The sequence below is a fragment of the Candidatus Aquiluna sp. IMCC13023 genome, assembly GCF_000257665.1.
In the GTDB taxonomy this organism is placed as follows: Bacteria; Actinomycetota; Actinomycetes; order Actinomycetales; family Microbacteriaceae; genus Aquiluna.
The window spans coordinates 205557-225217 of the sequence record NZ_AJKR01000003.1 but is presented as its reverse complement, the minus strand read 5'-3'; the positions used below and the strand labels follow the sequence as shown (position 1 = coordinate 225217).

18 protein-coding genes are annotated in these 19661 nt (G+C 51.8%); 12 read left to right on the top strand and 6 right to left on the bottom strand.

The genetic code is table 11. The features are described from left to right. The first annotated feature begins 32 nt into the window (after positions 1-32). The 4 genes from IMCC13023_RS04865 (at position 33) to IMCC13023_RS04850 (ending at position 4077) form a co-directional block, all read left to right on the top strand. On the top strand, positions 33-938 hold the full coding sequence (locus IMCC13023_RS04865; RefSeq protein WP_007541872.1) for a proteasome assembly chaperone family protein: 906 nt from the start codon (positions 33-35) through the stop codon (positions 936-938). Between the two features lie 134 nt (positions 939-1072). Continuing rightward, positions 1073-2311 (top strand): RNA polymerase sigma factor, encoded by a 1239-nt coding sequence (locus IMCC13023_RS04860; protein ID WP_007541870.1) that lies wholly within the window; start codon positions 1073-1075, stop codon positions 2309-2311. Beyond that, complete coding sequence (locus IMCC13023_RS04855; RefSeq protein WP_040325212.1) at positions 2312-3514, top strand: MurT ligase domain-containing protein; 1203 nt, start codon at positions 2312-2314, stop codon at positions 3512-3514. It begins immediately after the preceding gene. Beyond that, positions 3511-4077 (top strand): hypothetical protein, encoded by a 567-nt coding sequence (locus IMCC13023_RS04850; protein WP_007541866.1) that lies wholly within the window; start codon positions 3511-3513, stop codon positions 4075-4077. Before IMCC13023_RS04855 ends, IMCC13023_RS04850 begins: the two co-directional genes overlap by 4 nt. Before the next feature lie 63 nt (positions 4078-4140). Here the strand turns inward: IMCC13023_RS04850 and IMCC13023_RS04845 are convergent, their stop codons facing one another. Further along, on the bottom strand, positions 4141-4338 hold the full coding sequence (locus tag IMCC13023_RS04845; RefSeq protein WP_007541864.1) for a DUF7455 domain-containing protein: 198 nt from the start codon (positions 4336-4338) through the stop codon (positions 4141-4143). 109 nt (positions 4339-4447) lie between these two features. Between IMCC13023_RS04845 and IMCC13023_RS04840 the strand changes: the two genes are divergently transcribed. Further along, the gene (locus IMCC13023_RS04840) at positions 4448-6502 is read left to right on the top strand and encodes a DNA gyrase/topoisomerase IV subunit B (protein WP_007541862.1); all 2055 of its coding nucleotides are present in this window, start codon (positions 4448-4450) and stop codon (positions 6500-6502) included. On the opposite strand, the gene IMCC13023_RS04835 is transcribed toward IMCC13023_RS04840, so the two are convergent. Beyond that, positions 6499-8853, bottom strand: a complete 2355-nt coding sequence (locus IMCC13023_RS04835) for a DNA gyrase/topoisomerase IV subunit A (protein WP_007541860.1) — start codon at positions 8851-8853, stop codon at positions 6499-6501. The two genes, IMCC13023_RS04840 and IMCC13023_RS04835, sit on opposite strands and share 4 nt — an antisense overlap. 33 nt (positions 8854-8886) lie before the next feature. On the opposite strand from IMCC13023_RS04835, the gene IMCC13023_RS04830 reads away from it, so the two are divergent. Next, positions 8887-10005: an alkaline phosphatase family protein gene (locus IMCC13023_RS04830; RefSeq protein WP_157775973.1), complete on the top strand. Its 1119-nt coding sequence runs from the start codon at positions 8887-8889 to the stop codon at positions 10003-10005. Here IMCC13023_RS04830 and sepH read toward each other — a convergent pair. After that, positions 9985-10740: a septation protein SepH gene (gene sepH, locus IMCC13023_RS04825; RefSeq protein WP_007541855.1), complete on the bottom strand. Its 756-nt coding sequence runs from the start codon at positions 10738-10740 to the stop codon at positions 9985-9987. The two genes, IMCC13023_RS04830 and sepH, sit on opposite strands and share 21 nt — an antisense overlap. A 161-nt stretch (positions 10741-10901) precedes the next feature. On the opposite strand from sepH, the gene IMCC13023_RS04820 reads away from it, so the two are divergent. Continuing rightward, entirely contained in the window at positions 10902-11183 is a 282-nt protein-coding gene (locus tag IMCC13023_RS04820) for a DUF4193 family protein (protein ID WP_007541851.1), read from the top strand. Here the strand turns inward: IMCC13023_RS04820 and IMCC13023_RS04815 are convergent. Beyond that, positions 11151-11555 (bottom strand): DUF3093 domain-containing protein, encoded by a 405-nt coding sequence (locus IMCC13023_RS04815; protein WP_007541849.1) that lies wholly within the window; start codon positions 11553-11555, stop codon positions 11151-11153. The two genes, IMCC13023_RS04820 and IMCC13023_RS04815, sit on opposite strands and share 33 nt — an antisense overlap. A 61-nt stretch (positions 11556-11616) precedes the next feature. Between IMCC13023_RS04815 and dut the strand changes: the two genes are divergently transcribed. Genes dut through dxs form a run of 5 tightly spaced genes read left to right on the top strand, consistent with a single transcriptional unit; the run spans position 11617 to position 17944 of the window. Next, the gene (gene dut / locus IMCC13023_RS04810; RefSeq protein WP_007541847.1) at positions 11617-12048 is read left to right on the top strand and encodes a dUTP diphosphatase; all 432 of its coding nucleotides are present in this window, start codon (positions 11617-11619) and stop codon (positions 12046-12048) included. Next, entirely contained in the window at positions 12048-12611 is a 564-nt protein-coding gene (locus IMCC13023_RS04805; protein ID WP_007541844.1) for a DUF3710 domain-containing protein, read from the top strand. Before dut ends, IMCC13023_RS04805 begins: the two co-directional genes overlap by 1 nt. Continuing rightward, a complete protein-coding gene (locus IMCC13023_RS04800; RefSeq protein WP_007541841.1) occupies positions 12604-13278 on the top strand; it encodes a DUF3159 domain-containing protein in 675 nt (224 codons plus the stop codon). The genes IMCC13023_RS04805 and IMCC13023_RS04800 overlap by 8 nt, the downstream gene beginning before the upstream one ends. A gap of 19 nt (positions 13279-13297) precedes the next feature. Further along, on the top strand, positions 13298-15967 hold the full coding sequence (acnA, locus tag IMCC13023_RS04795) for an aconitate hydratase AcnA (RefSeq protein ID WP_007541838.1): 2670 nt from the start codon (positions 13298-13300) through the stop codon (positions 15965-15967). Positions 15968-16000: 33 nt separating this feature from the next. Next, positions 16001-17944, top strand: a complete 1944-nt coding sequence (dxs, locus tag IMCC13023_RS04790; RefSeq protein ID WP_007541836.1) for a 1-deoxy-D-xylulose-5-phosphate synthase — start codon at positions 16001-16003, stop codon at positions 17942-17944. Here the strand turns inward: dxs and IMCC13023_RS04785 are convergent. Continuing rightward, complete coding sequence (locus IMCC13023_RS04785; RefSeq protein WP_050816751.1) at positions 17886-19091, bottom strand: HRDC domain-containing protein; 1206 nt, start codon at positions 19089-19091, stop codon at positions 17886-17888. The two genes, dxs and IMCC13023_RS04785, sit on opposite strands and share 59 nt — an antisense overlap. Continuing rightward, positions 19088-19648 (bottom strand): DUF3000 family protein, encoded by a 561-nt coding sequence (locus IMCC13023_RS04780; RefSeq protein WP_007541834.1) that lies wholly within the window; start codon positions 19646-19648, stop codon positions 19088-19090. Before IMCC13023_RS04780 ends, IMCC13023_RS04785 begins: the two co-directional genes overlap by 4 nt. Positions 19649-19661: the final 13 nt, after the last annotated feature.

Genomic DNA, 19661 nt, shown 5'->3' with positions numbered 1-19661 from the left:
ATTCTTAAGTCTAGGTCGGTTACGCTTAAAGGGTGAACCAGCTATACGAACAATTCAGTCATGCCGAGATTCCATCTGGACTGCCGATGGTCGCCCTGATTTCTGGATTTAGCGATTCAGGGAGCACCATTTCTCAGCTGTCTGATCACTTTTTCTCGGAGCTAAATCACGAATTGGTTCTGAGTTTTGACAACGATGAATTTTTGGATTATCGATCAAGGCGTCCAGCGCTATTTTTCGAGAAGGATCACATCGAGTCCTATGAGCCACCGTCGCTATCCGTGCACCTTGTGTTCGACGAAGCGCAACAGCCGTTTTTGCTTTTAGATGGCTACGAGCCGGATTTGAAGTGGGAGGCATTTGCCGCGAGCCTCCTTGAAATCATTCAGCGCTTTCAGGTCTCAAATTTCACTTGGGTTCATTCCATCCCCTTCCCGATTCCTCACACAAGACCGGTTGGCGTGACAGTGTCGGGAAATCGCAAGGAGATGATTGAAAGGTTTTCGGAGTGGAAACCCCAGACTCAGGTTCCAGGAAACGTGACACACCTACTGGAATTTCGTTTGAGTGCCCAGGGCGTGAACACTGCCGGGTTTGTGCTTTTGGTACCTCACTATTTGGCTGACAACGAGGTGCCAAATGCCGCGATAACCGGCCTCGAGCTAATCAGCGCGGCAACTGGGCTCGTGTTCCCATCGGATCAGCTGCGCCATGATGCCGGAAAGTTTGAAACCAAGGTCAAGAGCCAAATAGAGGACAACCCGGAATTGAGTAAATTGGTGCAGACCCTTGAAGCCGGTTACGCCAGCGGTGGCTCTGGCCCTTCAAAGGCGCCCATCAGCAAACCCTCAGGGGAGCCTCGAAGTGTCGACGAGCTGACCGAAGAGCTAGAAAATTATCTTTCGACGATGAGAAAAAATACTGATTCTCAGGAATAAAATCCTTGAAAATTTCCTTTTATTGGGCAAGACAGCAACAATTAGTGGCATACTAGCTGTTCGAAACCCTTTCAGGTCGCCAGACTTGACAAGGGTTTAAAGTCTGCCCAAGAGCGAGGTCTATCATCGCAACAGTGTCAAAGGCGAAAGCCAAAGAAGCCCCAACAGAGAAAGCCGTCAAGGCTGATACTAAGAAGGCGAGCGTCAAGCCGGTAAAGTCCGCGCCAAAGAAGGATTCCGCTGCACCCGTAAAGGCCGCTGCGAAGAAAACAACGACAAAGCCAAAGGTCAAAAAAGAGGCCTCGGTAGAGGACATCGTTTCGGAGGCAACCTCAGCGGTTGATCTGAGCCTGGATACCGACTTGGATCCGGTAACTGCAGCCATCGAGCTACCTAAGGGTGCCCTAGTCATCAACGATGACGAGGACGACATTCCGGTCCAAAATTTAGCAATCACTGGAGCAACTGCTGATCCCGTCAAGGACTACCTGAAGCAGATCGGCAAGGTTGCCCTTCTAAACGCTGAGTTGGAAGTTGAGCTTGCAAAGCGTATTGAGGCCGGTTTGTTTGCCGAAGACAAACTTGCTACCGAATCTAAGCTCGCACCGGCGGACCGCAGGGACTTGAACTGGGTTGTGAAGGACGGAAAGCGTTCAAAATCGCACCTTCTGGAAGCGAACCTTCGTTTGGTGGTCTCACTGGCCAAGCGTTACACCGGACGCGGCATGCAGTTCCTAGATTTGATTCAAGAGGGAAACCTCGGCTTGATTCGTGCGGTCGAGAAATTCGACTACACAAAGGGCTTTAAGTTCTCGACCTACGCCACTTGGTGGATCAGGCAGGCTATTACTCGCGCGATGGCAGACCAGGCGCGAACTATTCGCATCCCTGTTCACATGGTCGAGGTAATCAACAAGCTGGCCAGAGTTCAGCGTCAGCTACTTCAGGACCTTGGAAGAGAGCCAACTCCCGACGAGCTGGCAGCCGAATTGGACATGACCCCTGAAAAGGTCGTCGAGGTCCAAAAGTACGGAAGAGAGCCAATCTCACTTTCTACTCCTTTGGGAGAAGATGGCGACAGCGAATTCGGTGACCTGATCGAGGACACCGAGGCAGTTGTCCCAGCCGACGCCGTTGGCTTCACAATGCTTCAGCAAGAATTAGAGCGAGTATTAGATAGCCTTCACCCTCGTGAGGCTGGAGTGATTCGCTCCCGATTCGGCCTGGGTGATGGAGTTCAGATGACTCTTGACCAGATTGGCGAAAAATTTGGCGTGACTAGAGAGCGCATTAGGCAAATCGAGTCAAAGACCATGTCGAAGCTTCGACACCCTTCTAGATCACAACTTCTTCGCGACTACCTGGACGGCTAAATGCGTGCCATCCTGGCGGTTTCGATCGGGAAGCTATTACGGTTTCTCGTTCGTCTAGTCAGGCCAGGCGGAGGCTCCGCACTTCCGGGAGTAGTGGCAAATAAATTAGATCCAAAGCTGCTTTCCAATGCCCTTGCAGCTCTAGATCATGGGCTAGTGGTCGTCTCCGGTTCGGCAGGAAAGTCGTCGACAACCAGCTACCTAGTTACCCTGCTAGAAGCCCACGGGCTTCGCGTCTTTACAAATAGCAGCACGGCAAACATCCGGCAGGGCCTTGTTGCGGCCGTATTAAAACAGGGTAACTGGCGAGGCCGGCTGGACTCTGACATCGCGGTGTTGGAGTTCGACGAGGGTCACGGGGCCGTTCTTGCCGGGGAGCTTGAGGTGCGATTGGCGGTTCTCACTAATGTTTATTCGGATCAGCTAGATCGGTTCAATGACCCGGATGACGTAATTGCAATGCTGAAACAAATAGGGTCAGCCGCCAAGGTGGTTGTTCTAAACATTGACGACAAGAACTTAGCTCAACTGGAATTCACTGCACCCGTTATCGGGTTCGGGCTTTCTGCTGAGATGGCAAAGACTCGAAGGGCCAATTACGCTTTGAATTTTGGTCCCCACCCGGCTATCGATGCATTTACTCAGGCCGGCAAGGACAGCATTATGGTTCACTCCGAGGGTGAGACCAAGTACGTCACAACAAGCTTGCCAGAGCATCAAGCGCTGAATTTGTCAGCCGCTGTCGCTGCGGTGCATCAATTGATCAAGCCGTCCGAGAGCATTATTAGTGCGGTGCTCAAAGAACTGAAACCAGTTTTTGCGCGAAACGAAAAGGTCGAAGTCTCTGGCGTGGATGTGGTTATACGGTTGGTCCAGAATCCGACAAGCTTTCAGTTGAACTTAGATGAGCTAGTTCTGGACCAAACCCCACTTATGTTTATGGCCGGTCGTGACATTCACGATCCGAGTTGGCTCTGGACAGTTGATTTTTCGAAGATAAAGAAAGTAGATATTGTTGGCGGATTTAACGCCAATGAGCTTGCTCTGCGCTTGGCTTTTGACGGCGTAGAAGTTGGAGTTGTGATTGAGGATGCTGCCGCTGCCGCGGATAGTTTTCTTGCGCTACCAGGCACTGGTCACACTCTGCTGTTTAGTGCAGATGCAATGCGTCGCGTCAGAAGACACTGGGGGCTAGCCAAGTGACTCATTATTTTAGTTTCCACAGCGAATATTTTGATAACAACGGGGATCAAGGAAACCTGTCTGTTCTCAAGTATTTTCTGGCCGAGCAAGCTGTCTCATTTGACGAGGCGGGTGAGTTGTCATCCGCCGATTTCGTTCTGATTGGGGACGCTAGTCGCGCGGCGATTCGCGAGTATGGCAAGGAGCTTTTGGACTTGGCACCTGCCTTACAGGCCAGGCACGATGCTGGGCTGCCAACGCTACTTGTTGGGTCAAGCTATGAGTTTTTGGCTTCTCAAGTTACTTGGCTAGATACACCAAGACTCGGGTCCGTGGTGAGTGAGTTTAGGTCGGTTGTTACCGATGAGGCCGGGCCTGTTGTCGGTTATCGAAATAGTTCAATAGCAGACATAGACTTCGTCCGGAATGGTGACTTCATCGCGACCACGTTATTCGGGCCCCTTTTGGCAAAGAATCCAAACCTATTGGACCAGATGCTTGTTGCTTGCGGAGGATCTCCGGCCGACTGGCAGCCACAAATGAGAAATTGGGTCGAAGCTATTCGAGGATCGAATTCTTCTTAGTTGACGAGAATGTCAAAAAGTTCTGTGCTTGGATGAAGAAAGTCGTTCTGTAACAGCGCGGTTCTAGGCCTGGTTTAGGTCAGAACTTTGGTCGTGCCACTCCAGGGTTATTGGCTCAAGCTTTGCCTTATTGGCATTTCCGTGGTGTGCGCAAAACAGTAACTCTCCGCCTGCTAGTTGAACCCTCATGTATGCCTGAGCTCCGCAAACGTCACATCGGTCACTAACCAATAGCTTTGTAGTTTCTGTTGTGTTTTCCATAGCTACATTTAACCACGCTTGGGCCAAAGGCATGTGACATTTGGAGCCAGTTTCTCTTACGGCGAAGTGGCATAGTGCCAGTCTGCTCAACCGGGGTTATTGTTTCGGGGTGGATGATTACTCAGCTAGACACCTTTCGGTCCTTGAGGGGCTCGAGGCAGTTAGAAAAAGACCGGGCATGTATATCGGATCGACCGACGGTCGCGGTCTTATGCATTGCCTTTGGGAAATAATTGATAACTCGGTCGACGAGGCTCTCGCGGGGCACGGTAAACGCATAGGCGTAGTAATTCACACCGACGGCTCTATCACGGTTCAAGACGACGGCCGAGGAGTGCCGGTCGACATAGAACCTAGAACTGGTCTGTCTGGCGTTGAAGTTGTCTTCACAAAGCTGCATGCCGGTGGCAAATTTGGTGGCGGATCCTACGGAGCTTCCGGTGGCTTGCACGGAGTCGGTGCATCCGTAGTGAATGCGTTGAGTTCTCGTCTGGATGTTGAGGTGGATCGAGCCGGTCAAACTTGGGCTATGTCCTTCCACAGGGGCGAGCCGGGAGTTTTTGCGAGTGAGGGCCCAGCCGCGGACTTCACACCTTTTGTTGATAAAAGTGAGCTTAGGGTCGTTGGCAAAGTTACTAAGTCAAAAACAGGCACACGGGTTCGATATTGGCCAGACTCACAAATTTTTGAGCCTGGTGCAGATTTTCAGATGCAGGACTTGGAAAGCCGGCTACGACAGACTGCTTTCTTAGTTCCCGGGTTGGTCCTGAGTGTGCACGATGAGCTCTCCGATGTCAGTCAAGAGTTTGTCTTTGAGGGAGGTATTACTGAGTACGTCGAGTACCTGGCGGCCGACGGGCCAGTGTTGGCAACCCGACGAATCAATGAGACGACAAGCTTCCGGGAGACGGTTCCAGTATTAGACGAGGCGTCAGGCTCAATGAAGAGCAAAGAGGTCGAGCGACAATGTGTTGTGGATGTCGCCCTGAGGTGGGGCAGTGGTTTTGATACGAGGGTCAAGTCTTTTGTAAACATAATCTCAACCCCTAAGGGCGGCTCCCACTTGACTGGTTTCGAGCAGGCCCTTCTCAAGTCCTTCAGGACTGCGATTGAGGCTAATGCTCGGCGATTGAAGGCGACATCTCTAAAGATTGAGCGCGATGATGTTATGGCGGGACTCACGGCAGTGGTCTCAGTAAGTTTTCCGGAGCCGCAGTTCGAGGGCCAGACCAAAGAGACACTCGGCACTCCTGCAATAAAAGCGATAGTTGCTAACTCGGTTGCTAAATGGGCAGATGAGCTTCTTGCGGGCAAGATCCGTGGCACAAAAGCCGAGGTTGATGCTCTTCTGGATAAAGTTGTTAGCGAGGCCAAGACCCGCATTAGTGCCAGGAGCCTGAAGGACACGCAGCGCAGGAAAAACGCGCTTGAGTCATCATCGCTACCAAGCAAGCTTGTCGATTGCCGCGGCAGTGCCACCGTTGGTTCTGAGTTGTTCATTGTCGAGGGTGACAGCGCACTGGGGACGGCTAAACTCGCTCGCGATTCGGCGTTTCAGGCACTACTTCCTATTCGGGGCAAAATCCTAAACGTGCAGAAGGCGTCCTTATCGGACATGCTTTCCAATGCCGAATGTGCTGCGATCATTCAGGTTCTTGGTGCAGGTTCTGGTCGAACTTTTGATCTGGAGCAGGTTCGCTACGAGAAGATCATTCTCATGAGCGATGCGGACGTTGATGGTGCTCATATCAGGACCCTGCTGCTCACGCTATTTTTCCGCTACATGAGACCACTTGTTGAGGCTGGAAGGGTATACGCGGCCGTCCCCCCACTTCACCGTGTAGAGACTGCGGGTCGAAACAAAGAGGTCATTTACACATACTCACAGCAGGAGCTCAATGACCTTCTAAGAAGCCTTGAGAAGGCCGGTAAGTCATATAAACAGCCTATTCAGCGCTATAAGGGCCTCGGCGAGATGGATGCAGATCAGCTGGCTGAGACCACGATGCAACCCTCGAACCGGATGCTGCGACGCATCACGGCTGTTGACGCGGCCGCTGGAGAGCGAACCTTCGAGTTGTTGATGGGCAACGAAGTGGCTCCGAGGCGTGACTTTATTGTTGACTCAGCCGATGATTTTGACAGAGAAAAAATAGACGCTTAGAAGGCTGCCGCCAGATATTCATCAATGGCTAGTCCGCTGCCGTCTCTGCGCTGGTCAATCTCGACCGCTGCGAGTTCGGAGCCATCAAGGTTTAGAAGTACGGGGCTCGCAGAGGACAATCCTGCGAAATATAGCTGGTCCTGATTTTTCAAAAAGCGGTGGCATTTAACGCCTTGGGTTCCCCTACCTTTCCGAGGGTAATTGGCAACAGGGGTTATTTTTATAGCGCCTGGATCAGTTGAGCCAAGGGCCAAAGATGAGTTAGCGGCTGTTACCAAGTGAGTATCAGAATCGACCACGCCAAAACTGATGACTCTGGAATTACTGGCTGTAATTCCTGACATGCCGCCAGCGCTCAGCCCTTGAGGCCTCACCGATGCTGCGGGGAAGATAAGGACATTCGCGTTGCTTGTAACGAAGCAGAGCTCTGAGCCATCCTGGGCAATGGTGAATGCGACAATCTTGTCACCATCTTTTAGCCCCATCACTTCAACCTCTTCCTTGTCTGGGAAAGGCCCGGTCAATCTCTTCACAACGCCGTTACTGGTTCCGATTGCGTAGGTTGCATCGCTAAGCCATTCCGCTATACCGACAACTGATTCGCCAGATAGCCCAAGAAACTTGTCAGCACTGGAAGCAGTTGTGGAGACGCCAGCCGACATTGCTGGCAGGTCAGAAACGTGAACTCTTAGTATTCGACCCTTAGATGTAACTAGGCCGACGTCTTTCCTAAGAGAAGTGTTTATAAAACTGCCTGATCCCGATTGTGACTGTGATGAAGGCTCGCTGCGGAAAAGATTGCCCAATACATCCAGAGTTACCGTTGCGGGGGAGTCCTCAAGTTGAGCTACCTGTACTGGCTTTCGAGAGACTGTAACGCCCTCTGAATCTATTAATTGAGTTCGCCTCGCGTCCCCAAATTCTTCGGCGACTTCGTCAAGTTCTTTGGACACCAATCGCTTTACAAGCTCGTCACTTCCTAGCAATTGCTGAAGGTTTGCGATTTCTTTTCGCAAGGTGTCGGCCTCTGTCTCCAGCTCGATGAGGCTAAATCTAGTGAGCCTTCGAAGCCGTAGTTCCAGAATGTAATCGGATTGCAGCTCCGAGAGATCAAACACCGTTCTAAGTCGATCGCGAGCAGCGTCGGCCGTGTCTGAGGTTCTGATGACCTCAATTATTTCGTCAATGTTTAGTACTGCAATCGCCAGACCGTCAAGTAGGTGGAGCCTTCCCATTCTGCGATCTAATCGGTTTTTACTTCGTCGAGTGGTAACGCTAATGCGGTGTTTGAGGTAAACCTCCAGAAGAGCCTTTAGTGGCATTTGCTGCGGTCGGCCTTCGACTAGCGCGACATTGTTTATGCCGAAGCTTTCCTCGATTGGCGTCAAGCGGTAAAGCGCATCTATGACAGATGCAGGGTCGAATCCGGTTTTCAGTTCAATGATTAGACGCAGTCCGTTTTCGCGATCGGTTAGGTCGACAACGTTGTGGATTCCCTCGAGCTTCTTCGAGGTCACCGCGTCCCTTATTTTTTCGATGACCCTTTCGGGGCCGACAAGGTATGGAAGCTCAGTGACGACCAAGCCTGTGCGTCGCGGACCCACCATTTCAACCGAGATCTTTGCTCGGGTGCGAAATGTACCTCGACCAGTTTGGTAGGCCTCCCTAAGGCCTTCTCCGACTAGGGCCACGGCCCCAGCTGGCAAATCTGGTCCAGGTAGTACCTCCATAATCTGATCCAGAGAAGCATCAGGATTCTTGATCAGCAGGTGCAGGGCTGCAACGACCTCTCGCAAATTATGAGGTGGCATGTTGGTTGCCATTCCGACTGCGATACCGCTGGCGCCGTTGACAAGAAGATTGGGGAAGGCAGCTGGTAAAACCGAAGGTTCGGTTAACTGAGCATCGTAGTTTGGCGTGAAGTCGACTACGTCTTCATCGAGGCTCTGATTTAGGGCCTCTGCAGCCTTGGCAAGTCGGGCCTCGGTGTACCTAGCTGCAGCTGGGCCGTCATCGAGGCTTCCAAAGTTTCCGTGCCCGTCTATAAGCGGAAGGCGCAGTGAGAAAACCTGCGACATTCTCACGAGAGCGTCATAGATTGCCTGGTCACCGTGCGGGTGTAGCTTTCCCATGACTTCACCGGTGACTCTGGCCGACTTCACGTGACCGCGGTCGGACTTCAGGCCCATCTCGCCCATTTGGTAAATTATTCGTCGCTGAACAGGCTTTAGGCCATCTCTGGCATCTGGAAGAGCTCTTGAATAAATAACAGAGTAGGAGTACTCCAGGAAACTCTCTTGCATTTCTGCAGAGACATCAATGTCTACAATTCGTTCTGATGTATCGGTCATGAGTCCTAGCTGTGCGAAACTTGAGGGGTGCCTTTGACTTTACCCGCTGTCCCCAAAGCTTTAGGGAACATTCGCAACGTGTTCACATCTGGGCTTCTTTCGTTGCAGGGGCTTGGCAACCCCTTGGGTTTGAGTCAGAAGCAAAAGGTCATTGTCATACTCATCGACGGCCTTGGAGCCGAACAGATAATACAGCGAAGTGGCCATGCACCATGGCTCAACAGCCAGCTAGACAAGAAGAGCATTTCGGTTTGCGGTTTCCCTGCCACCACGAGTGCAAACATCGCGTCCTTCGCAACCGGTGATTCCCCGGGGCAGCACGGCCTAGTCGGGCACCGAGTTTGGGATAGAAGACAAGATGAGCAAATAAACCTTTTGGTCGGATGGAACGAGCGTACGGATCCGCAAGTTTGGCAACCGCGCGAAACTGTTTCTGAGCGAGCATTGTCGCTTGGATTGCAGTGCAATGTTGTCGCCGCATCCGAGTATCGTGACTCCGGCTACACCGAGGCCACTATGCGAGGTGCAAACTTCATTGCCGCTAACACGTGGCAAGAGAAGTTCGAGGCGGCAAAAGCGATCGCTAATTCAAAGCAACAGTCTCTTACTTACTTGTACATTCCCGAACTTGATAAATATGGGCATCAGAGTGGGTGGTCAAATTCCGGTTGGGCCGCCATGCTGGAAGAGCTCGACGCAATGCTCAGGTCCTTCTGCGATCAAATCCCGAAGGACACCGCCGTTGTGATCACAGCTGACCACGGAATGATAGAGACTTCCAAGCCGAGGCAGCTAATACTCGATGATTGCTACGAAAAAAGTGGTTCGGTCCAATTTGTGGGGGGGGACACGAGGGTAAATTATGTCTATCTTGATGATTCGGGCGCTATCGACCAAGTTGTTGCTGACCTAGAGCCATTTAGTTACGCGTTCGACGCAGTGAAAACCGAGGAAGCCATTGCGGCTAATTGGTTTGGTGAAGTTCTCCAGCCGGCGAAAGATCGATTACCTGAGCTGATGCTTCTTGCAAAATCAGACTTCACTTTGTATCACTCGAAGTACTTTAAGGCCAGGAGTTTTGACATGATTGCACATCACGGATCGCTGTCACCAGCTGAAATAAGAGTGCCGTTAATCCAAATCGGGTTCTGAGTTTGTTGTCCCTAGAACAATTTCATCCCAGCTTGGTAGCGAGGCTCTTCCCTTGGCGGTTGCCGGCTTCAAATCGGCCTGCTTCCTTCTGGTCCTGAGCTCTTCGACAAGGCTGTGAACAGAAGCGTTACGCCCGGAATCGGCAGGCTCTTCAGTAGTTTCTTGAGCAGGGGCCTCATTTATATTTAGGTTCTCGGATAAGACTGTCTCATGAATAACCGGTGAAGTCACATCTCTGCGCGATTGGTGTCTTGAAGCGTTTTGGGCCTCTGGATTCGTAGGCTCAATGCTTCTGGAACGAGGGTCAAACTTCCAGGTCATCAGAGACTGACCGCTTGCGTGAACGTTCCAAACTCCCTCGGTTTTTGCAAGACTGAAGCTTGCTGAAGAATCGATGCGCGTAACTAAGTCCTGAAAGCGCATCATGCTCACGCCGTCACTAACCTCGGTGTTTAGGGCCGCCTCTAATACATATCGAAGCTCGTCCAGTATTGGGGCTGCGAATGGTCTAATGGCGTCAACGTCCTGGCCTACCTGAGCGGCAACCTCGTCGAGGGTGAGTCCTGCACGAATTAGATCTTGCACTAATTTTGGGCTGAAGTCGGCTCCGGATACTCGCGGATTGTTTTTGAGGGCGTCCCTCATCGAATCATCGATCGGGACCTGGAAGCGTTCTCCTTGGTCCGACTCGAGAATGATCGCGTCACCGTCTCTGGCAACAAATCTTAGGTTCATGAATGCCTCCTAGCTAAGAAGTGTTGCACTTTGGGTCGGTTGTTGGCTTATTTGCCTCGGTGAGTTTGGTAAAAGGATTAGGTCTTGCGGCGAGCCTAGTTTGCATATTATTGATTCCTAGGGCATAGTTCACGCCGAGACGCTCAGAGAGGCTGGACAGCATGGCAACTGATTACGACGCAACTCGAAAGACGGACGACGACACCGAGTCCCTTGATGCACTCAAGGAAAGAGGCCCTTCCACGGGTTCTGGAGGCGAAGACGATGTCGACAACGTCGACGGGTTCACGATGCCAGATGTGGTCAACGAGGAGCTTGAAGTTGTTGTGTTGCCGCTTCAAGAAAACGAATTTACTTGCACTACCTGTTTTCTAGTTAAGCCGCACCAGCAGAGAGCTTCAAAGCCTCGATCAGCTGCCATTTGCATTGATTGCGCTGGCTAGAGCCGCTGGATTTCTGGTACTTATTAGCAGGTAGGCCGTGGGGTCGTTCGGGTCCTTGACGGAAACTTTTACCATGTATTTGAGGTCCCCTCTAATTATAAATTGTGCAGCAGGGCTAAGACCCGGTCCTCGTTCTTTCTTCATCTGATCTCCTTCCAAACCAAAGGCCTCACCTAGTGCGCTTAGCGGAACATTTATCCGGCCAACGCGAATATTTTCCGAGATCTTGATTGTTGGAGCGGAAAAAATTGAGAGAAAAATAAGTCCAACCGGAACCAGTCCGGCCATAAATACCGCAACGGTTTGAGATATCGGCAACAATGACAGCAAAACAAGTGGAGCGGACAGGCTAAGGGCTATAAAAAAGCCCACTGAAGGATACAAGCGTTCGAAATAAGAATTAGTGGGCACAGGAATACATTACGCTCTAGGCATGGATTTGGAAGTGCTAATAATTGCTCAGGACGGCTTTGAGCCGATCTACGCAAAGCCGGGGGATGCCGGCTGTGATCTTCGTTCGACGAATGAACTCGTGATTCCCGCAGGAGAGCGGATGCTTGTTCACACCGGATTAAAGCTTGCGATGCCTGATGGTTACGTGGGGCTTGTCCACCCCAGGAGCGGACTGGCAGCCAAGCACGGAATCACGGTTTTGAATTCTCCAGGAACGGTAGATGCTGGTTACCGGGGTGAAATTATGGTGACACTGCTAAACACCTCCGCGGAGGATTTTCACATTGAAGTTGGCGATCGCATAGCCCAGTTGCTGTTTCAGAAAGTCGAACGAGCCCGCTTCATTGCGGTCAATGAATTGCCTGAATCAAGTCGTGGTGAAAGCGGCTTCGGCTCGAGCGGGAGGTCATAGTGCCAAAATCGACCCCTGAGGACAGAGATACCGCTGGTCCGTTCGACGTTTCCGAAATCGGTGTGCTAACTCCGTATCTCGATTTTGGTTCAATTCGGTTAGCTCCTCGACAGGACATGCAAATTCGAGCCGACATCGACGATACAAGCAAAAAAGTAGTAGCCCTAACCGTTGAAATTGATGGGCACAGGTTGCAACTGCAGGCTTTTGCATCGACTAAGTCCGACGGGTTGTGGGAAGCGACAATGTCTGCGCTGATTCAAGGTATTTCTTCGCAAGGGGGATCGGTTGAACCTGTTGAGGGAATCATGGGGCAGGAGCTTCGGGGCAGCGTACCTGCAAAGAGTGGGGATCAAGTTATCTCAAGACCTACAAGGTTCATCGGTGTAGATGGCCCGAGATGGTTTCTTCGAGGTGTCATCTCAGCTTCCACAATCAGCGAAGATGTTTATGCGCGCTTAGTTTCGATTTTTCGATCGGCTGCGGTAAGTCGTGGAGATGTTGCGATGCCTCCGGGTGAGCTGTTGCCGTTGAGATTGCCAGTCAGTGACAAAGATGAGTGATCCCGATTCCGTTGCCAAGCGTCTCGGGATAGAAAAGGGCGAAAACGGCTTTGATCTAAATCGTCAGTCATTGCTCGCTGGAATCGGAGGGCCGCTCGGGATTGCCGAAGCGATACTCCCAGCAACGCTGTTTTCTATTGTTTTTGCCATAACCGGTGAGGCGATAGCCGCCGTTGGAGTAGCCGCCGTGAGTTCGGCACTGTTTATAGCCATTCGCCTTGGACAGCGAAAGTCTTTAGTGCAGGCAATCGTGGGTGCTGCAGCTATAGCATTCGCGGCGTTTTTAGCACTTCGTAATGGGGGGCAGGCGGCCGACTACTTTGTGCCGGGTTTTTTTACTAACGGGGCATATGCCTTAGCTTTTTTGGTTTCGGTTTTGATTCGAAGACCCGTCATGGGCTACTTAGCCCAGTTGCTCTTCGGCCTCGCAGACTGGCGGAGCAACAAGGCGGTTTTTTCAAGGCTTAGAACCGTGACATTAGTTTGGGTGGGGTTTTTCTTAGCCCGGCTGGCAGTTCAGTTACCGTTGTATTTCTCTGGACAGGTTGAACTTCTGGCCGCTTCTCGGGTCGTCATGGGCGCTCCGGCGTACGCTGGCCTGTTGGCTCTGACCTGGATTCTGCTGAGGCGCATTGCCAACCCAATTGACGGTAGATTAGAGGGGTAATCCTCTAGGAGTTGTTCTAATGTCACATTTTTCAAGCGCCAGCAATCTAACCGTCGGCAACAAGACTTATAAGTACTTCAGCATGGCCGACCTAGAAGTCCAAAAACTTCCTTACAGCCTCAAGATTCTCCTAGAGAACATGCTCCGCACCAAAGATGGTGCGAATGTAACCCAGGCGCACGTCGACGCCCTAGTGTCATGGGATCCCAATAAGGAACCTGACACCGAAATTCAATTCAGCCCCGCAAGAGTGATTATGCAGGACTTCACTGGAGTTCCCTGCATTGTTGATCTAGCAACCATGCGTGAGGCAGTGCAGGAGCTTGGCGGAGATCCTCAAAGCATCAACCCATTGACTCCAGCCGAGATGGTAATCGATCACAGCGTTGTGGCGGATGTGTCCGGATCTCCAGATGCCGCTGAGCGTAATGTCGAATTTGAATACCAGCGAAACAGTGAGCGGTACCAGTTTTTGCGTTGGGGCCAGACTGCGTTCGATAACTTTAAAGTCGTGCCGCCAGGAACAGGCATCGTTCATCAGGTGAACATCGAGTTCCTAGCTAGAACCGTGATGACCCGCGAGGTTGATGGCGAAGTTATTGCGTATCCCGATAGCTGCGTTGGAACAGATTCACACACGACCATGGTCAACGGACTTGGGGTCCTCGGTTGGGGTGTTGGCGGAATCGAAGCCGAGGCTGCGATGTTGGGTCAACCAGTATCCATGCTTATTCCAAAGGTCGTCGGTTTCAAGCTGACCGGGCAGATTCCTGTTGGTGCAACGGCTACCGACGTGGTGCTCACCATTACAGAGCAGCTCCGTAACCACGGTGTCGTGGGCAAGTTTGTTGAATTCTACGGCGAGGGTGTTGCCAGTGTTCCTTTGGCGAACCGAGCGACTATCGGGAACATGTCTCCTGAATTTGGCTCTACAGTAGCCATTTTTCCAATTGATGATGTAACCCTTGATTATCTGCGCATCACTGGCCGTGATTCAGACGAAATAGCCCTAGTCGAGGCTTACGCCAAAGCGCAGGGCATGTGGCACGACCCAAGTAAAGAGCCTGATTTTAGCGAATACCTAGAGCTAGATCTTTCAACGGTTGTGCCGTCGATCGCCGGGCCTAAGCGTCCACAGGACCGCGTTGAGCTCTCCACGAGCAAGGCTTCTTTTGAACGAGATCTGAAGAGTTACGCACCTTCATTCAGTGCGCCAGTGCCTGTGAAGGGCAAGGACTATCAGCTCGACCACGGCGCAGTTACAATCGCGTCGATCACTTCTTGCACGAACACCTCAAACCCTTCGGTGATGATAGCTGCCGGACTGCTTGCAAAGAAGGCCGTTGAAAAGGGCCTAACGGCTAAGCCTTGGGTAAAGACCTCTTTGGCGCCGGGTTCCAAGGTCGTTACCGAGTACTACAAAAAGGCGGGTCTAACAGAGTCTTTGGATCAGCTGGGTTTTCAGCTAGTCGGTTATGGCTGCACGACGTGCATCGGGAACTCCGGCCCGCTGGCTGACGAAATCTCAGCAGCGGTTAATGAGGGCGACCTTGCTGTAACAGCAGTCCTTAGCGGAAACCGTAACTTTGAGGGACGCATAAATCCCGACGTCAAGATGAACTACTTGGCGTCCCCTCCATTGGTGATCGCTTACTCTCTGGCTGGAACCATGGATTTTGATTTCGATACTGAATCACTTGGTTTGGATCAGGACGGGCACGATGTGTTCCTGAAGGACATTTGGCCAACACCGGGCGAGGTTCAAGAGACGATTGATAGCTCAATCAACTCAGACATGTTCACCACTCAATACGCCTCCGTATTCGATGGCGACAGCAGATGGCAATCACTACCAACGCCTGAGGGCGCATTATTTGACTGGGTCAGTGATTCTACTTATGTAAGAAAGCCGCCCTACTTTGAAGGCATGAGCCTTACCCCTTCGCCAGTGACCGATGTTCATTCTGCAAGGGCCCTGGTGTTGCTTGGTGATTCTGTTACTACCGACCACATCTCGCCTGCCGGCTCGATAAAGGCTGACTCTCCGGCAGGTATCTACCTGATGGAAAAGGGCGTCGGGAGGGTTGATTTCAATTCCTACGGATCTCGTCGTGGTAACCACGAAGTGATGATTCGCGGAACTTTTGCGAACATCAGGCTTCGCAATCAGCTTCTTGACAACGTTGAGGGAAGTTACACGCGAGATTTCACCAACGATGAAGGCTCGCAGAGCTTCATATTTGATGCGGCTGAAAACTACCGCGCAGCCGGTACACCACTGGTTGCAATTGCCGGCAAAGAGTATGGCTCCGGATCCTCCAGGGACTGGGCGGCTAAGGGAACAAGCCTCTTGGGCATCAAGGTGGTTATCGCAGAGAGCTTTGAGCGCATTCACCGAAGCAACCTAATCGGCATGGGCGTTCTGCCGCTGCAGTTCCCTTCAGGACAGCACGCAGTAAGTCTTGGGCTTGATGGCACTGAAGAGTTTGACTTCACGGGCATTGAAGAGCTGAACAACGGCAAGACACCCAAGACAGTTCACGTGGTGGCGAGACCGACAGCGCACTCCGCTGAAGGTAAGTCAGTTATCGAATTTGACGCGGTCGTTCGCATCGATACTCCAGGTGAAGCTGACTACTTCCGTAATGGCGGTATTTTGCAGTACGTCCTTCGCTCTTTGGTGGCCTAGGAATACTTCAAGTCGACAGATGTTGGGAATCTAATGAGTCTTTTAGCTGAAATCAAATCTCCTAGTGATCTCGAAGCGTTGTCCGCAGCACAGTTGGTGGAGTTGTGCCAGGAAGTAAGAGAACACCTAGTTGATTCAGTTTCTAAAACTGGTGGTCACTTGGGTCCCAACTTGGGCGTCGTTGAAATTACGGTTGCACTGCACAGGGTTTTTGACTCTCCCAAAGATTCGATAGTTTTCGACACCGGACATCAAAGCTACGTCCACAAACTACTCACCGGCCGTCAGGACCTATCGACTCTTCGTCAAAAGGATGGCATCGCAGGCTACCCGCAGCGTTCTGAGAGCGAACATGACATCGTAGAGTCATCGCATGCATCATCCTCTTTGAGCTGGGCAGATGGCATCTCAAGGGCCTATAAGGCAACCAACCAGCTCGACAGGCACGTCGTCGCGGTAATTGGCGATGGTGCTTTGACAGGTGGCATGTCCTGGGAGGCATTGAATAACATCACCGATGACAATGACCGCAACCTGGTGATTGTAGTAAATGACAACGGCCGTTCTTATGCCCCAACCATGGGTGGTTTGGCTCATCGTCTCGAGTCAATAAGAGCCAATACTCTTTACCACGCCAGTTACTCACTATCCAGGAAGATTTTCTACCGAGTAGGCCCTCTAGGCAGAGCCGTATTTGATTCAACCCGTGCCGGACTGCACTCTTTGTTTGGCCCCGGTAACTTCGGTGGGATATTTCCTAACTTGGACATAAAGTACTTCGGCCCAGTAGATGGTCATGATCTGGCAGCACTTGAAAAGGCGCTGGCAAGAGCTAAGGCACACCAAGGACCGGCGGTTGTCCACGCAATTACTCAAAAGGGCAAGGGCTACGATCCTGCTATCAGGGATGAGGCTGACCAATTCCATGCGGTTGGCAAGATAAATCCTGAGACCGGAATGCCGATGCCGAGCAATGGTTCGACACCGTGGACCGAAGTATTCGCGGATGAGATTCTGAACATTGCAAAGGCTGATTCAAGAGTTGTAGGGATCACCGGAGCCATGATGATTCCTGTTGGCTTGGATAAATTTGCTAGCGAATTTCCGGACCGAGTTTTTGACGTTGGTATAGCGGAACAGCACGGCGTGGCTGCAGCTGCGGGCATGGCCTTCGGCGGACTCCATCCAGTCGTTGCGATCTATTCGACTTTTATAAACCGTGCCTTTGATCAAGTCCTGATGGATGTCGCGCTTCACAAGGCCGGAGTGACCTTCGTGCTTGATAGGTCCGGCATAACAGGCCCTGACGGCGCCAGCCACCATGGTGTCTGGGACATTCCGCTTTTGCAAATGGTCCCCGGAATCCACATTTCGGCGCCGAGGGATAAAGAACGGCTTCAAGAAGGCCTCAGAGAGGCAATCGCAATCGATGATTCCCCGAGCGTTATCCGTTTTCCAAAGGGTGCGGTGCCAAATTCAATTGAGGCCATCATGCGCACTACCAACGGTGTTGATGTCCTGAAGCAGGCGGCAAGCAAAGATGTGTTGCTCGTTGGAGTCGGTAGTTTTGCGTCGGTTGCAATAGACGTTGCTGATCTTTTGGCAAGTCAGGGGATTGGTGCCACGGTCGTGGACCCAAGGTGGATCTTGCCAATAAACAAGGACCTTGTTGAGATGTCCAAGGATCACCGATTGGTCGTGACAATTGAGGATGGACTAAAGACCGGGGGATTCGGTTCAAGAGTTCGTCAGGAGCTAAGGGCTAATGAAGTTGATACTGCGCTTAGCGAGGTTGGTGTTCCGGCCGAGTTCTTAGAGCACGCCGAGCGGGCAGAAATACTTGAGCGACTAGGTCTCACCGCTAAATCAATCGCTAGAGACATTGTTGCGCAGGTTCTTGGGTCAAAAGTTCCGCACGCTAAGGCGTTTGAGGATGAGAGTTCTCAGCCTCAGCTAACGCAAGACCCTCTTCAATAAGCTCAGTGACGATTTGAACCTGCCAAGGTCTTGCGCCGAGCTTTTCCAGCTGCGCAGCTATTTCTTTTTCAGGCTCAAAGCAAACTCTTCGCAAAAACTCCGGCGTCAAAAGATTCTCTACGGGAACAACTAATTCCGTTGCTTTAGCCATTACTAGCTCTCGTACGAGTTTCAGTCGAACGTGTGCCTCGGGGAATCTTTTCTCCCAGCTCTTGTGATTTGGGATAGCTCCGGTGTGCTCAGGGGCTGGCAAAATCTCTAGGTTCTTTGATCCTTCGATTGCCTCCCACCAAACCGTCAACATCGACCTAGAGGCTCGGCCTTGAAACAATTTGTTCTGGGACAGCTCGTGCTTGGACCTAGGCACCTTATCGATTGCGGCCATTATCGAACGGTCTGGAATCAAACGTCCGGGAGCAATGTCTGATTCACTGGCGATCTCGTCTCGGGCTAGCCACAACGCAGCTGCGGCCTTGAGCTTCACTTGGTCTTTGACCCGGCTTAGACCCGGGAGGTTCCGCCATGGTTCCTGGGCGACTGGCTTGGGCTTGAAATTCTGCAAGGCTGCAAATTCTTCATTTGCCCATTGGCTTTTGGACTGAGATTCCAGGCTTTTTTCAATTTCTGCCCAAAGATCGTGCAGCACGTCCACGTCAAGCGCCGCGTAATTGAGCAGCGAAGGATGCAAAGGTCGTATTGACCAGTCTGATGCCGAGTGCTCTTTGGCAAGCTCAAGGTCAAGTAATTCCGTGACCATAGAGCCGAGACCAACCTTCTCGTAGCCTGCTAGCCGAGCGGCCAGTTCAGTGTCGATAATCGTTTCGCTTGTGAAGCCAAGTTCTGTCAGGCAAGGGATGTCTTGGGTGGCAGCATGTAGCAACCAGGTCCGGATGTTTATCTGTGCAGCCACGAGTTCGCTCCAGCCGGGGGAGCTCTCATCCAGTGCCACCGGGTCAACCAGGTAGATAGAACCTGCAGCAAGGCCAATCTGGACTAGGTAAGCACGCTGGGAGTAGCGGAAACCGCTTGCTCTTTCAGTGTCAACGGCAAGGGTGTCCGTGTTTTGTTTTAGAGCTTCCAGCATTTCTTCGAGCGATTCTTGTTCGACGACTTGGACTACTGGTCGTCTGGGGGTGTTTAAATTCAACTAATTCTCATAACTTTGCTGTCTTTCGGTGGCAGGCCGGAAATCAGGGCCAAAAGCTCTATCCAGCCTGATAAGTGTGACGCCAAATCAAACGATGTCGGAGCCCAGCTGGCTCGAATTTCAAGCTCAGCGTGCTGAGGCTGCGCGATAAGAGCTCCGTGCCCCGTGGAGATAACTGTAGTCGTGGTTCCAGCCTCGTGGGCAAAGCCGGCCTTTTCAGCCGCCAGGGAGTCCTTCAGCCACTCCCAGGGTAGGGCCGCGGTGTAGTCATCCTTTGCCATTTCAAGCTCAATGGGTGACTTGGCGTAGCCAATAATTCGAAACTCCGAGTTCCAACCCTCTGGGACCTCGGGATTACGGCAAAAAACCAGCCGTGAAACACCGTGGTCGGAGGCTGTCTGGTGGACTATCTCGGCCGAAATCGCGATTGCTTCTGGGGCAATCCCAGTTGGTGAAGGTATTTGAGTAAGTTCGATCTCATCCCGGACCGACAAGCTCGAAAGCTCACGAAGCATCGAGGCAAAAGGTTCTGAGATGTTGGCTAGGTCAAGTTCCACAACAACAAGTTAC